Annotated in this window: 13 protein-coding genes; 10 read left to right on the top strand and 3 right to left on the bottom strand. The window is 42.6% G+C overall.

Going from position 1 to position 14,723, the window contains the following annotated elements:
* Positions 1–8 precede the first annotated feature (8 nt).
* The 5 genes from D5281_RS08470 (at position 9) to D5281_RS08450 (ending at position 7,120) form a co-directional block, all read left to right on the top strand.
* Positions 9–2,222 carry a DNA internalization-related competence protein ComEC/Rec2 gene (locus D5281_RS08470; RefSeq protein WP_160559728.1) on the top strand — a complete coding sequence of 738 codons (2,214 nt, stop codon included), beginning with the start codon at positions 9–11 and terminating at the stop codon, positions 2,220–2,222.
* A gap of 50 nt (positions 2,223–2,272) precedes the next feature.
* On the top strand, positions 2,273–3,247 hold the full coding sequence (gene holA / locus D5281_RS08465) for a DNA polymerase III subunit delta (RefSeq protein ID WP_160559727.1): 975 nt from the start codon (positions 2,273–2,275) through the stop codon (positions 3,245–3,247).
* A 25-nt stretch (positions 3,248–3,272) separates the two neighbouring features.
* The gene (locus tag D5281_RS08460) at positions 3,273–3,782 is read left to right on the top strand and encodes an NUDIX hydrolase (protein ID WP_160559726.1); all 510 of its coding nucleotides are present in this window, start codon (positions 3,273–3,275) and stop codon (positions 3,780–3,782) included.
* A gap of 233 nt (positions 3,783–4,015) precedes the next feature.
* Positions 4,016–4,369, top strand: a complete 354-nt coding sequence (locus D5281_RS08455; RefSeq protein ID WP_277935250.1) for a metal-sensing transcriptional repressor — start codon at positions 4,016–4,018, stop codon at positions 4,367–4,369.
* Positions 4,370–4,408: 39 nt separating this feature from the next.
* The gene (locus D5281_RS08450) at positions 4,409–7,120 is read left to right on the top strand and encodes a heavy metal translocating P-type ATPase (protein ID WP_277935249.1); all 2,712 of its coding nucleotides are present in this window, start codon (positions 4,409–4,411) and stop codon (positions 7,118–7,120) included.
* A gap of 169 nt (positions 7,121–7,289) precedes the next feature.
* On the opposite strand, the gene D5281_RS08445 is transcribed toward D5281_RS08450, so the two are convergent.
* From D5281_RS08445 to D5281_RS08435, 3 genes are read right to left on the bottom strand one after another with little or no spacing between them, the layout of a single operon-like run.
* A complete protein-coding gene (locus tag D5281_RS08445) occupies positions 7,290–8,405 on the bottom strand; it encodes a DUF362 domain-containing protein (protein ID WP_160559724.1) in 1,116 nt (371 codons plus the stop codon).
* 29 nt (positions 8,406–8,434) lie between these two features.
* The gene (locus D5281_RS08440) at positions 8,435–8,767 is read right to left on the bottom strand and encodes an antibiotic biosynthesis monooxygenase family protein (RefSeq protein ID WP_160559723.1); all 333 of its coding nucleotides are present in this window, start codon (positions 8,765–8,767) and stop codon (positions 8,435–8,437) included.
* Positions 8,768–8,786: 19 nt separating this feature from the next.
* Positions 8,787–9,230, bottom strand: a complete 444-nt coding sequence (locus D5281_RS08435; RefSeq protein WP_160559722.1) for a GNAT family N-acetyltransferase — start codon at positions 9,228–9,230, stop codon at positions 8,787–8,789.
* A gap of 399 nt (positions 9,231–9,629) precedes the next feature.
* On the opposite strand from D5281_RS08435, the gene D5281_RS08430 reads away from it, so the two are divergent.
* The 5 genes from D5281_RS08430 to mutY all read left to right on the top strand — a co-directional run bounded on the left by D5281_RS08430 (position 9,630) and on the right by mutY (position 14,627).
* A complete protein-coding gene (locus tag D5281_RS08430) occupies positions 9,630–9,872 on the top strand; it encodes a hypothetical protein (protein ID WP_160559721.1) in 243 nt (80 codons plus the stop codon).
* Between the two features lie 245 nt (positions 9,873–10,117).
* Positions 10,118–10,825, top strand: a complete 708-nt coding sequence (locus D5281_RS25530; protein ID WP_277935248.1) for a DUF1653 domain-containing protein — start codon at positions 10,118–10,120, stop codon at positions 10,823–10,825.
* 26 nt (positions 10,826–10,851) lie between these two features.
* Complete coding sequence (locus tag D5281_RS08420) at positions 10,852–11,895, top strand: 5'-nucleotidase (RefSeq protein ID WP_277935247.1); 1,044 nt, start codon at positions 10,852–10,854, stop codon at positions 11,893–11,895.
* A 93-nt stretch (positions 11,896–11,988) separates the two neighbouring features.
* Positions 11,989–12,900 carry a hypothetical protein gene (locus D5281_RS08415; RefSeq protein ID WP_160559720.1) on the top strand — a complete coding sequence of 304 codons (912 nt, stop codon included), beginning with the start codon at positions 11,989–11,991 and terminating at the stop codon, positions 12,898–12,900.
* A complete protein-coding gene (gene mutY, locus D5281_RS08410; RefSeq protein WP_160559719.1) occupies positions 12,897–14,627 on the top strand; it encodes an A/G-specific adenine glycosylase in 1,731 nt (576 codons plus the stop codon). The genes D5281_RS08415 and mutY overlap by 4 nt, the downstream gene beginning before the upstream one ends.
* Positions 14,628–14,723: the final 96 nt, after the last annotated feature.

The following is a 14,723-nucleotide window of genomic DNA, read 5'->3' as shown; positions in this document are numbered from 1 at the left end:
GGGGTTGTATGGGAAGAAGGCCGCTTGGGGTTTGTTGTCTGGCGGTTACAGCCTTTTTGTTTGTGCTGGTGCACATAAAACCTGTACCCTTCACAGATTATAGTGTTTTTCAGAAGAAAAATGTGACTGTGATGGGGAGGGTTTACAGGAAGGAGATTAGGGAGCAAAAAGCAAAGGAGTCGTTGGTTTTATATTTGAAGCTCTTTTCACCGGGGAAAGATGATGCCGTACAGGCAGCGGATACCGGGCCGCCGGGGGAGAGAGTGATATGTTACCTAAGAGCTGGGGAACAGGAGCCGGAAATCGGCAGTGTGGTGCAGCTTAAGGGAAAAATGGCATGTTTTGAAAGGGCATCTAATCCGGGTCAATTTGACGCGTATTCTTATTATCAGATTTCTGGAATTTCTTACCGCCTCAATCAGGCGATAGTTCTTGCAAAAACAACCAAATATAATGGGTTTATGGAAGGTGTCTACAGACTCAGGCGCTTGCTTTCTCATGTGTTAGAAGAAAATCTTCCCGAGAAGGAGGCTTCTGTGATGCAGACGATACTGCTTGGAGAAAAAGAAGGGTTGGACAGGGATCTTAAGGCTCTTTATCAGAGGAATGGGATTGTCCATATATTGGCAATTTCCGGCCTGCATATATCTATGCTTGGAATGGGGCTGTATAAGCTGCTTAGGAAATGTGGTGTGCCTATGAAGCTGGCTGCGGCGGTGTCCATGGCGTTAATGGTTTTTTATTGTGTGATGACGGGTTTTTCTGTGTCGGCAGTGAGGGCAGTTTTGATGTTTTGTCTGCAGATGGCGGCAGTATTAGCAAAGCGTACTTATGATATGTTAACAGCATTGGGGATAGCAGCGGTTTTGATTTTGCTCAGTCAGCCTCTTTATTTGTATCACAGCGGCTTTGTGTTTTCTTTTGGATGTGTGCTGGGAATCGGTCTTGTGCTTCCCTCCCTTATAGAGGAGGGAGAGTTTGTGAAGAAACCGGTGATAAAGGAGATTGCAGGCGGCCTGGGAGTGGTGGTCATTACTTTGCCTATTTATCTGTGGTTTTATTATCAGTTTCCTGTATACTCCGTGGTTTTGAATCTATTGGTAATTCCGCTTATGAGCTTTTTGATGGGAGCAGGGCTTTTTGTTTTGGCGCTGGGGATTTTGTGGCCTTTTGGGGTTATGCCTTTTAGATTTGTGATAAAGATTATTTTGATGTTGTATGAGGGAGCATGTGGAGGGTGCGATAATTTGCCGGGACGGCTTCTGACAACGGGCAGACCTGCGGTGTGGCAGGTTGTAGTGTACGTAATGGTGCTGGTATTTCTTGTGATGTATAAAAAGAAATTGCATATGGCGGTGAAATGGGGAATTGTGGCGGTGGCTGTGGTGATCTTGACACTGCATCCAAGGGCAGGGCTAAAGGTTATTTTTTTGGATGTAGGGCAAGGGGATAGCATTTATATTGAAAACGAAGGAAGAAGTAGTTATTTGGTGGATGGGGGGAGCTCATCGGTGAGTAGTGTTGGATTATATCGAATAATTCCCTTTCTTAAATCCCAGGGAGTTAGTGAACTGGAGGCTGTGTTTGTGACCCACCCGGATGAAGATCATTGCAACGGAATAATGGAACTGCTAAAGGAAGGGGCTTTGCAGGGAATTAAGGTAAAGCATCTGGTTTTGCCGGATATCGCAAAAGAAGGAAGGGGTGGAAGCTACAAGGAGTTAGAGCAGGCGGCCGGTGCGGCTGGCATTGTGGTATCGTACATAAGCAGAGGGCAAAAGATTTCAGATGGCAGACTTATGCTGACCTGCCTTCATCCTTCCAGGGGGTATCAGGCGGGGGACGCCAATGCATATTCTATTGTTCTTGAATTGACTTACGGAAATTTCATCGCAATGCTGACGGGGGATGTGGAAGGAGAAGGAGAACAGGAGATGGTAGGTTTTTGGCAAGAGGAACAGGAGACAGATAAGATTACGGTGCTTAAGGCGGCGCACCATGGCTCAAGAAATTCCACACCGGAGGATTTTCTGGATTGTACCAGTCCGATGTACACGGTAATATCCTGTGGGGAAAATAATTCTTACGGGCATCCGCACAGGGAGCTTATGGAAAGGCTTGGGAAACAGGAGACGAAAATACTGATAACTTATGAAACCGGGGCTGTCACTTTTACTACGGATGGAAGAAAGGTAAAGCTTAGAAAATTTTTAAATGAATAATCGCCCGGTTTGTGGTATACTTTATCTGCAAGGGGGTGAGGCAGGGAAAAATGCAGCGTTTGGTTCAAGATATAAAGACAGGGCAGTTTGGCCGGATTTATCTTCTGTACGGCGAAGAAGGATATTTAAGAAAGCAGTACAGGGACAAGTTAAAGGAGGCCATGATTGGTGATGATAATATGAATTATCATTATTATGAAGGAAAAGACATCTCAATAGGGGCGGTCATTGACCAGGCGGAAACGCTTCCTTTTTTTGCAGAAAGGCGACTGATTGTTTTGGAAAACAGTGGCTTTTTTAAGGGGGGTGGAGAAGAACTTGCAGCTTACCTTGCGCATCCTGCGGATACGGTGTGCTTTGTGTTTGTAGAAGCCCAGGTGGATAAAAGGAACCGGCTTTATAAGACAGTATCTTCAAAGGGATGTGCGGTGGAGTTTGCCATTCAGGATGAAGCTACCTTAAAGAAATGGATTCTGGGAATGATCAAGAAAGAAAATAAGAATATATCAGGTGCCGCTCTTGATTTCCTTTTAGAAAAAACAGGCGCCGATATGGAAAACATCCGCAGGGAAACGGAGAAGCTTTTTTGCTACTGCCTTGAAAAGGAAGTCATCACGGAAAAGGATATTGAGGATATTTGTACCAGAAGGATAGGCAATCATATATTCGACATGGTAAGCGCGATTGCAGACAAAAAGCAAAAGCAGGCGCTGACTCTTTATTATGAGCTGCTAGCGCAAAAGGAACCGCCTATGAGGATTTTGTTTTTGATTGCCAGACAGTTTAATTTGCTTTTGCAGGTAAAGGAGCTTCGGGGAAAGGGATACCAGAATAAAGCGATTGGGGAGAAGGTAGGGCTGCCGGGATTTATTGCCGGCAAATATGTAACCCAGGCATCCCGTTTTGAAACAGAAAAGATACGGGAGGCTGTGGAGGCCTGCGTGGAAGCGGAGGAAGCGGTTAAGACAGGGAAAATGAACGATAGCATTAGTGTTGAGATGCTGATTGTGAATTACAGCAGTTAAAGGAGAGACTGAAAAATAAGAAATTATGAAAAGTAAATTAACAACCTTGTGTTACATTGAGAAGGACAATCAATATCTGATGTTACACAGGATTTCTAAAAAGAATGATGTAAATAAGGATAAATGGATTGGGATAGGGGGGCATTTCGAGGAGAATGAAAGTCCTGAAGAATGTCTGCTGCGTGAAGTAAAGGAGGAGAGCGGACTTACCCTTACTTCTTATCAGTTTAGAGGAATCGTCACCTTTTGCTTTGAGAATTATCCCGCGGAATATATGTGCCTTTATACCGCAGATGGTTTTTTGGGGGAACTGGCAGAGTGCGATGAAGGAACGCTGGAATGGGTGGATAAGGATAAGATAGGAAACCTTAACTTATGGGAAGGCGATTTTATATTTTTTGAACTGATTCAAAAGAAGGCGCCCTTTTTTTCCTTAAAGCTTTGCTATGACAAAAATTATGCTCTTATCCAGGCAGTGCTTGATGGAAGGGAACTTGACTTAAATGCAAGAAGGGGCACAGCCCTGGATATATAAAATAACATATATAATAAATAAAAAAACGATAAAAACTGTTGTCTGAAAATAGAATGACGGCAGTTTTTTGTTTTGCATCATAATTTATCCTTGACAAATACCCTATAGGGGTATAATATAAAACAAAAACAGATACCCCATATGGGTATTTTGGCGTGGAAAATATAAAAATCCGGTAACAGCCTGGCGGGAGAATGAACAGCCGCAAAATTTGTATGGAAATGAGGTAGGAGATGGAAGATAATAAGAAAAGCAGTATAGAAAAAAATGTGGAAGAAAACATAGAAGAAAACATGTGTAATTGTTGCAGAACGAAACATACGCCAAGAAGCGAAGGACAGGAAAAACAGCTTCAGAATCGATTGAACCGTATGATTGGGCAGTTAAATGGTATCAGCAGAATGTTGGAGGAGAATCGTTATTGCGGTGATATCTTGACACAAATTGCAGCTGTGGAGAGTGCATTGCAGGGATTTGGGTATATTATTCTCAAGGAACATTTGGAAACCTGCGTGGTTGAAGAAATCAAAAATGGAAATGAACAGATTATGGAGGAGGCTATTGAGCTGGTTAAAAAATTGAAATAGCTAATTTTTTATATTAGAAAGTGAGAGGAATTGAACATTATGAAAAAACAAAAATATGCGGTAACAGGTATGACCTGTTCTGCCTGCTCCTCCCATGTAGAAAAGAGTGTGAGAAAATTACAGGGAATGGGTGATGTTACAGTAAATCTTTTGACAAACAGCATGCAGGTAGAATACGATGAAGCGGTCTGCGATGAAAATAAAATTGTAGAGGCGGTGGAGCGTGCGGGATATGGCGCCAGTCCTATGACCATTGAAGGTGCAGGAAGGGGAAGCATGCGGGCAGCAGACCGAAGGGAAGCAGGCAGCGAAAGGGATTTAAAGGGACAGCAAGGCGATAATGGAGGGATTGCCGGCAGAGATTTTGAAAACAGGGATATTGCCGGCAGGGAAGCCTTAAAAGGGAAAAAAGAAAATAAAGAAATGAAAACAAGATTAACCATTTCCATTGTTTTTATGGTTTTGTTGATGATTGTATCCATGCATCATATGTTTTTTATGTGGCTTCACCTGCCAATGCCGGAGCTTTTTATAAAATTGTTCCACGGAAATGAGAATGCTTTAACCTTTGCTTTTACCCAGTTTCTATTGACACTGCCGATCCTTTATGTAAACCGAAAATATTTTCAAACTGGCTTTAAGACATTGTTCCACTTAAGTCCTAATATGGACAGTTTGATTGCGATTGGCTCCGGGGCAGCTCTTGTATATGGGGTTTTTGCCATTTATCGGATTGGCTATGGGCTGGGGCATGGAGATGATGCACTGGTTGGCCGTTATGCTTCCGACTTATATTTTGAGTCGGCCGGTATGATTCTGGCACTGATTACAGTTGGAAAATACCTGGAAACCCGTTCAAAGGGCAAAACCAGTCAGGCTATTGAGAAATTGATGGACTTATCCCCTAAGACCGCGATTCTTCTTATGGAAAATGGAGAAGAAAAAGAGATTCCTACCCATCAGCTCATGAGAGATGATTTGTTTGTGGTAAAGCCAGGCAGTCTTGTGCCGGTGGATGGAGTTGTGGTGGAGGGAACCTCCAGTATAAATGAGGCGGCAATTACCGGAGAAAGTATTCCTGTGGAGAAACAGCCCGGCGATGCGGTGGTGTCGGCTACTATGAATAAGGCGGGACGCCTGATCTGTAAAGCCGTGAAGGTGGGGGAAGATACTACCTTGTCCCAGATTATCCGTCTGGTAGAGGAGGCATCCTCATCTAAAGCGCCTATTGCCAGGCTTGCTGATAAAATTGCAGGTGTTTTCGTACCGGCAGTAATAGGAATTGCTTTACTTACCTTCCTGGTATGGATGATTTTAGGAGGCGGTTTTGAAGCGGCTATGTCAAGTGCTATCGCGGTGTTGGTTATTTCCTGCCCTTGTGCACTGGGTCTTGCTACACCGGTGGCAATTATGGTGGGAACCGGCGTGGGCGCTAAAAACGGTATCCTGATTAAATCCGGGGATGCCTTGCAATCTGCAAGGGATATCAACACTGTGGTTTTGGATAAGACAGGTACTATTACGGAAGGAAAACCAAAAGTAACTGATGTTATAGTATATGAAAAAGGGTTAAATTCAGATGAAATCATATTAATAGCGGCAGCAATTGAAAAGCCCAGCGAACATCCTCTGGCAGAAGCTATTGTGAATGAAGCTTTGGCAAGGGGAACATTGATTCCTGACGTGGAGGATTTTCAGGCAGTTTTTGGAAAAGGCGTTATGGGAGTTTGTGAGGGTAAAAAATGTATGGCTGGTAATGTGGGATTTATGAATGAAAATGATATTACTTTGTCTTCGGAGATTCAGACTGCGATAGAGGCGCTTTCAGAAGACGGAAAAACCCCACTTTTATTTGCTATGGATGGGAAACTTTCTGCGGTGATAGCGGTTGCCGATACAGTTAAGGCATCCTCAATGAAAGCAATCAGAGAGCTCCATGATATGAAAATAGAAGTAGTTATGTTAACCGGTGACAATAAGCGAACTGCTCAGGCGGTTCAAAAAAGGCTTGGTATCAATCAGGTAGTAGCTGAGGTTTTGCCAGAGGATAAGGAAAAGGAAATCCGAAGATTACAAAGAGAGGGCAAAAAGGTAGCTATGGTTGGCGATGGTATCAATGATGCGCCTGCTCTTGCAGCAGCAGATGTCGGTATTGCCATTGGTGCAGGAACAGACGTGGCCATAGACAGCGCCGATATTATTTTGATGAAAAGCAGGCTGACAGATGCTATCACTGCGATTCGCCTTAGCAGGGCTGTGATTAGGAATATCAAAGAAAATCTGTTTTGGGCCTTTTTCTATAACACAATCGGGATTCCCTTAGCGGCAGGAGTGTGGTATCCTTTATTTGGAATCAGGTTAAATCCTATGTTTGGTGCTGCCGCTATGAGCCTTAGCAGCTTGTTTGTAGTGGGAAATGCCTTGCGGCTGCGGAATTTTAAGGCGGAAGGCGAAATAAGCGAGGAAAGTTGGGAAACTCAGAAAACTCAAAAAGAGGAAGTTTCAACCATAATAAAGCAGGAAAATAAGGAGGAAGAAAAAATGGAAAAAACAATGATAATTGAAGGTATGATGTGTGCACATTGTACCGGAAGGGTGCAGAAAGCGCTGGAGGAAGTAGCAGGAGTGAAACAGGTCACCATGAGCCTTGAGGAGAAAAGTGCGAAGGTTGTGTTAGACGGACAGGTGACGGATGACGCATTGAAGGCGGCAGTGACAGAGGCCGGATACGAAGTAACAGAAATAAAGTAATCAAGGCAGAATCATTCAAATACGTGATAAAAGTTATTATTTCAAAAAGAAATTGGAGAAACATAAACGGCATTGGGAGCTGCATAAGCACGCAGCCCAATGCTGTTTATCGGATGGAAGCTTTATGAAAATCTGGAAATTTGTTAGTGGGAGGGCATAAAAATGCTGTTTACAGGGCCTTCTTTACGGAAATAGCTTTCATAGGGCACATTTCCTGACAGCAAAAGCAGGAGATGCAGCCCTTTCTTTTAAAGACAGCTTTTTTATCTTTAATCGTGATTACATGTGAAGGGCAGCTCTCCGCACATTTTCCGCAGCCTACACATAAATCCTTATTGAGCTGAGGATAAGATTTGAACAGAAGGTTTGCTGCTTTAGCAAAAGGTTTTCTCAAAAAGCCAGGCAGAAAACTGGAAAAGTCCAGCCTTTTCGTATCCGGTACCTGAAAAGGCGTAAGGCCTTCGGGGATCGCATCGCCCACAACCGTGATGGTATCGGGAATTGCCAGTCCGGTTTCCACAGCCTGCCGAATCATTTCAATCTTCATAGGGTCAAGTCCCATAAGCCCTGCCGCAAAGTAATCCTGAGTGTAAAAATCTCTTGCCGCCAGAAGCAAATGCAGGGGATGGGAAGTGCCTCCAGTAGGACCGTTTCCTTCCATGGCATCAATCGCGTCAATGATGGTGAGCTGAGGACTGACGGTCTGCGCCAGTTCAAGCAGCATACGGGAAAAATTTTCTATATCCGGCCAGCGATAGTGAATTTGAGGCTTTTCAAGTCCGGGTATGACCCCAAAAAGATTTTTGATTCCACCGGAATAACCGGTCATAGAATGGGTTTTCAATTTGCAGATATTTATCACATAGTCGGCATCCAAAACGGGTGTTATAATATGGAAAGAATGATTGGCAAAGCCGTCCTTACAATTTACCGTCCGTGCGGAAAAATCCATATTCAGCTTTACCTCCGGTTCCAAATCCCTCATACCGCATACGCGATAAATATTCTTCATGTATTCGGCGTTATAAAGGCCGCCTGAGCTTTCCGCAAGGGTGATATCTTTGACACCGTGCTCATTCAGCCAGCGGGCAACGGCTTTGATCACCAGGGGATGTGTAGTAACCGGAAAATCAGGACTTTTGGCCATAATAAGATTGGGTTTAATCACTATTTTAAGGTCAGGGCGCATATCCTTCGCAATGTCAAGAGCGTCCAGCGCCTTGCAGACAGCGGGGTAAATCAATTCTTCTTTATATTCTTGTACATATTGTAGAGCTTGCAGCATAATATCCTCCATTCCTGCCAATTATGGATTTATTCCTTTATAAATGACCTATCAGTTTCGGAAATTCCGGCCTCATCAGATACATACCGTTCTACGCGCATATGTAAATCATATTTTTCTCTAAGCTCAGTGATCTTTGCCATCATAGGTGAAGCATGGTGTACGTCAATGGAATGTTGATCTTCCCAACTATCAATTAAAAGCACTGTTTCTTCATCATTCATTGGAAAAAAGTATTCATATTTAAGATTTCCATTTTCTGCAAGAATATTACCAACAATTCCACTTGAAACCATTTCCTTAGCAAATTTTTTTGCATTTCCATTTATACCACTATAATAAATATTCACTGTAATAGCCATTGCAATTACCTCCATCAAGTTAAGTTTTGTTAAGCCATCTAATAAAGGCGGTTTTATCACTGCTGTTATATCCTGCATTCTTATAGAAATTTAATGTTTTTTCATCCTTGCTCCCTGTAAGCAGCATCATTTTATAACAGTTGTTTTGAATTGCGATTAACTTTGCATACGCTAAACATTCCGATGCCAGCCCCTGTCCTCTGAACGCAGTGTGGGTAACCACATTTTCTATAAAAGCGTATGGACGTACGCTTCTCGTTAAATTGGGGATAATCACACATACACAAGAAGATACGATTTTGCCATCTACTATATTAACAATTAGATGGTGGTTTTCATCGTGTATAATTTGTTCCCAGGTATGAAATAAATGTTCGGATTCCTCAGGGATAGATTCCTCATGCAGACATAAATATAATTCCAATATTTCCTTTAAATCTTCTTTTTCAGCTTCACGTACCATGTTTACCTCTTGCTGATTAAAATATGAAAATGTTGCTCCGCATCGTTTGGCAATGGTGCCTCTTTCATTTTTGAAATTGGTTATTAAGTTATAAACAGTATAGCACAATCAAAATTTAAAATCTATTATATTTGCAGTCACGGGAATCAATTTGCAACAGTTCAGGTTACTTTTCACGGGTCAGGAATGCACATTTACTGTGCATTCCGTGAGAACGTGATTCAGGTGTGAGGGGCGATTTTTGCGATGCGAAACTTGGAATATCGTCCCAAATGTTACTATGAGCGGATAATTTTATTCTCCGAATTGACAGAGTCCTTTTTATTGTACATATGATTCTTTATACTAAAGATAAGCCTTGCAGAGTGGTCGTACAGTAAAAGATAGGAGGAAAGTCATTTGAAAAATACAGGGAGATTTTTGGGTACAACGGCTGTTATTGTTATGTTGGCTGCCATGATAATTTTTTGTATTTCCGGTACAGTGCGTTGTCTTGATAAGAAGTTAAACAGAACAGAGGAATTAAGTTACCGCATCCTGGAACGGGAATATGAGAGTGAGTTAAGGGGGCTGTTGGAAGAAAAGGGCTATTGCAACAGTGGCGTCACAATGAGTAGTATTGTGCAGGAAGACGGCGTCTGAAGTTATACGGTGGCAATTCATCATAAAAAAATAGAGGTCTTGGGTCATGTAGAAAAAAGAGCGCTTGCGGCAGAGTGTCAGAGTATAGGGGCCTTTGTAGAAAATTGCAACGTTTATTTTCATTAGACAGATATTACAAAAGAAGCATGACAACAGGCAAATCTGGGATTATAATTGATATAGTTGTGCAAAATGAGAAAACATTTACAGACACACATATTTGTGCGGCAGAATAGGAGGGAACTATGTCGAATATTCCAGTACCTGGACAGCTTTACAGGCATTTTAAAGGACAGCTCTACAGAATAGTAACGCTGGCAAAAGACAGTGAAACCGGGGAAAATATGGTAGTTTATCAGGCACTTTACGGAGATTATGAAGTTTATGTAAGACCACTTTCCATGTTTGTGGAAAAGGTAGACAGGAATCAATATCCGAATGTAGTGCAGGAATACCGGTTTGAGCTGCAAAAGGAACTGCTTGGGATGCCTGCGCATGGGAATGTTGAACCCGAGCCTCTGGAGGAAAGAGAAGAAACAATAGAAAAAAATGTAGCAGTAACGTGGAATGCAGGAGAAAAGGCAGAAGAAACGATAACACCATCAATGGAAGTGGAAGAAGTAGAAAGAGAAACAAAAACAAAATCGATAACAGCAGTTACGGAAGACGTAGAAGATGTATACAAGCCGGAGGATGCTGTGACAGATGATACTGAGGAACAGGAAGAATTTAATATTGACCCACTGGTACTGGAATTTTTGGATGCCGGAACCTATCGGGAGCGCCTTAATATTCTTTCAGCGCTGCATCACCGCATTACAGACGGAATGATTACCACCATGGCCATAGCTTCTGATTTAGAGGTAGGAGATGGAGATGTGGAGCAGCGTTATGAGGAATTGAGAAACTGCCTTATGACCCATGAGAGATATGAGGGCAGACGTCTGAGATGATTTAGGCTTTATCCGGAATTTCTTAAATGAAAGAATGGTATTTGGATAACGGTAATGTTATCAGCAGCAAAACTGGCACATACCATGATGGTTCCTGTACTGTGGGGGAAGATTGCTGGCAGGAATGGGGGATTATTATGGCATATCATTTAGAAAACAGGCTGGTTATAGGGGTATCTTCACGGGCGTTATTTGACCTGAGCACGGAAAATGAGATTTTCCGCACCCAGGGCGTGGAAGCCTACTGCAAATATCAGGTGGAGCACGAAAAAGAGCTTTTAGCGCCTGGGAATGGTTTTCGCCTGATAGAAGCATTACTTAATATCAATAAGATACCAGGGCAGGAGGAGAGGGTGGAGGTTATCATTATGTCCCACAACAGTCCGGATACTTCCCTGCGGGTTTTTCATTCAATTGCGCATTACGGGCTAAATATTTCAAGAGCGGTATTAGCCAGCGGGGCATCCCTGACCCCTTACCTTGAGGCTTTTCACACAGATTTGTACTTATCGGCGGACGAGGAGGACGTACAGGCGGCCATTGACTGTGGGATCGCGGCGGGAATTATCTGCTGTGATGAGATTAGAAGCTATCACGAGCAGAAAGAGATTGCCCAGATACGGATAGCCTTTGATGGGGATGCGGTGCTTTTTTCGGACGAATCAGAGCAGATTTTCAGGGAAAAGGGCTTGGAGGCCTTTGAAGAAAATGAAAGGCTGCAGGCGGAGAATCCATTAAAACAAGGACCCTTTGCTAAGTTTTTAAAAACCATCTCCGATATTCAAAACGAATTTCCGCCGGAGCAGGCCCCTATACGGACAGCGCTTGTCACAGCAAGAAGTGCGCCTGCCCATGAGCGTGTGATTAGGACATTGCGTGCGTGGAATGTGAGGATAGATGAAGCATTCTTCCTAGGAGGCATCACGAAGCGCAATGTTTTAAAGGCCTTTGGTGCGCATATCTTTTTTGATGATCAGGCTGTACATACAACGCCTGCTTCAGAGGTGGTGTTATCGGCAAGGGTACCTTATAAGCAGAATGACAGGCAGGAGCATAAGCGGGACCCATAATTTTCTGTTCGTTAAAAATATAAAAGTGCAATTGATATATATTTAGATACATTTATATATAATTTGTGAGCTGCTAAAAGTATGGAGGATGATATGAATATTAAAGCTGCAAAACAGTTTATTTTGCAAAATGCACGTCCGATCGATTTAGCTATCTATCAATATTACTTTGAAAATCAATCAAACCAAATGGTAAGTGTTGAACTATTAAACTATCAAAATAAAGATGGTGGGTTCGGAAATGGTCTTGAGTCAGATTTCCTCAATCCAAATTCAAGTCCAATTGCAACCAATGATGCGATTATCACTCTTTTTCGTGTGGGCGCTCTTATAAAAGATTCAGAAATGGTAAAAGGAATCGTAAAATATCTGGATTCCCATGATTCTTTTGATGAGGATAAAAAGCGCTGGCTGTTTGCGATAGAAAGCAATAAGGACTATCCACATGCAATTTGGTGGGAGAAAAATGATACTGATGGAATCAGCGGATTTAATCCGACTATATCCTTAGCTGCATTTATGGTTTGTTATGGGAAAGAAACGACATTGTATAAGAATATTATAAAAGAAGGCCTGAAATATTTAGAGGAACATGAAGATATAAGCGGAGAGGAATTAAAGTGCTATTTACTGGCGTATGAGATGCTAACTCAAAATAATATTGGCGAGATTATAGATCTTGGATATTTGGAGGAATTAATCAGAAAGAGAGTTGGAAGTATAATCTGCAAAGATATAGCTAAATATGGTGTCGAATATGTAACAGTCCCATCTGACATTTTCTCAGGCATCTATTTGGAGTTTATCACACCTGAGATTGCGCCACTGATAGATGCAGAGAAAGCAGTATTAGACAAGCTTCAAAAGGAAGATGGAGGATATGATATTACCTGGCAGTGGTACACGCTGTATTCTGAATTTGAGCAGGCAAGAAATAATTGGCGTCCAAGGGTGACAACCGAAAAGCTTCTTTTTTATGGAATTCAAAACATGAGGGAACAATGAGATACGATGATATATGGGAAGGACGCTTCGAGAGCCGTCCAAACAGATTTATAGCATATGTAAATATAGGTGGCAAAAGTGAAAAAGTGCATGTGAAAAACACTGGACGGTGTAAAGAGCTTCTGGTAAAGGATGCAAAGGTTTATTTAAACAAAAGCCCTAATCCGGACAGAAGCACAGCCTATGATTTGGTAGCCGTCCAAAAAGGAAATAGAATAATTAATATGGATTCCCAGGCGCCCAATAAAGCAGTGGAGGAATGGCTGCGTGATGGCGGTCTGTTTCCAGATGTTGTATCGGTTAAACCAGAAACAAAATATCATAATTCCCGTTTTGATTTTTATGTGGAAACACCAAAAGACAAAGTATTTATTGAGGTCAAGGGCGTTACGTTGGAGCAGGAGGATGTGGTATTGTTTCCGGATGCGCCTTCTGAACGCGCAGTTAAGCACGTAAAAGAGCTTATGGAGGCTGTTGAAGAAGGATATAGAGCCTGTATTATTCTTGCAATTCAGATGGAAAATGTTAAATATTTCACACCCAACCGAATGACCCAGCCAGAATTTGCAGATGTTCTTATGGAAGCAAGGCAGGCTGGTGTCAAGGTGCTTGCATATGATTGCAAAGTTACTCCTGATTCTATGGAAATTCAAAATCCGGTACCGGTGCGCTTATCGGAGCTTGAAATTGCAGCGGAGCCTTTAATCAGCTGGTATGACAGAGGGAAACGGGTTTTACCCTGGAGGGAGGAGGCAACACCGTATCATGTGTGGATATCGGAAATTATGCTTCAGCAGACAAGGGTGGAAGCTGTGAAGCCCTATTATGACAGATTTATAGAGGCATTGCCTGATATAGCACATTTGGCTGATGCCGGGGAAGAAGAACTCTTAAAGCTCTGGGAAGGGCTTGGTTATTATAATCGGGTCAGGAATCTAAAAAAAGCAGCGTGTATTATTATGGAGGAATATGATGGTGAAATGCCAGCAGAGTACAGCGAACTAATCAAGCTTCCGGGGATAGGCAGCTATACGGCTGGGGCAGTGAGCTCGATTGCCTATGGCAAAAGGGTGCCGGCAGTAGACGGCAATGTACTGCGCGTGTTGTCAAGATTTAGGGGAGACAACAGGGATATTTCACAGCCGGCTGTCCGCGTTTTGATTGAACAGGAATTACTTTGCAGTATGCCAAAGGAGCGGCCGGGAGATTTTAATCAGGCACTTATGGAATTAGGAGCAGTTGTCTGTATCCCCAATGGCATGCCCTATTGTGAGAGTTGTCCCTGGGAGAAGCTTTGCACAGCGCATGTACAAAGGCGAGAACTTGAATTTCCATTTAAAACTCCCAAAAAGCCAAGAGTGGTGGAGGAAAAGACGGTTCTTATTATCAAAGATGAAACGAGGGCTGCACTTGTAAAGCGTCCGGAGCATGGTTTACTTGCAGGTATGTATGAATTTCCCTGCTTAGAGGGCTGCCTTTCAGATAAGCAGGTACTTGCTTATTTGAAAAAGGAAGGCTTATCCGTTATTAAAATCGAACAATTGCCGGCAAGTAAACATATTTTTACACATAAAGAATGGCATATGATTGGTTATGCGGTCAGAGTGGATGAACTGGCCGAAAAGAAGCATAAAGACAGTATGATTTTTGCAGAGCCAGACCAGGTAAGGGACAAGTACCCGATTCCATCTGCCTATCGCGTTTATCTTCACAATTTCTTAAGTTGATTTTTCCTGTAAATTGGGTATGATAGGAGGTGGAAATAGTTTTGACATGTGTGTAAAAAAGAAACTGTAAGGCAGGATTTTGCTTGTCGGAACAGT

The sequence above is a fragment of the Parablautia muri genome (assembly GCF_009917485.1).
Taxonomy (GTDB): Bacteria; Bacillota; Clostridia; order Lachnospirales; family Lachnospiraceae; genus Suilimivivens; species Suilimivivens muri.
Note: the sequence above shows the minus strand (reverse complement) of the source record. Positions and strands in the feature narration are given on the sequence as shown.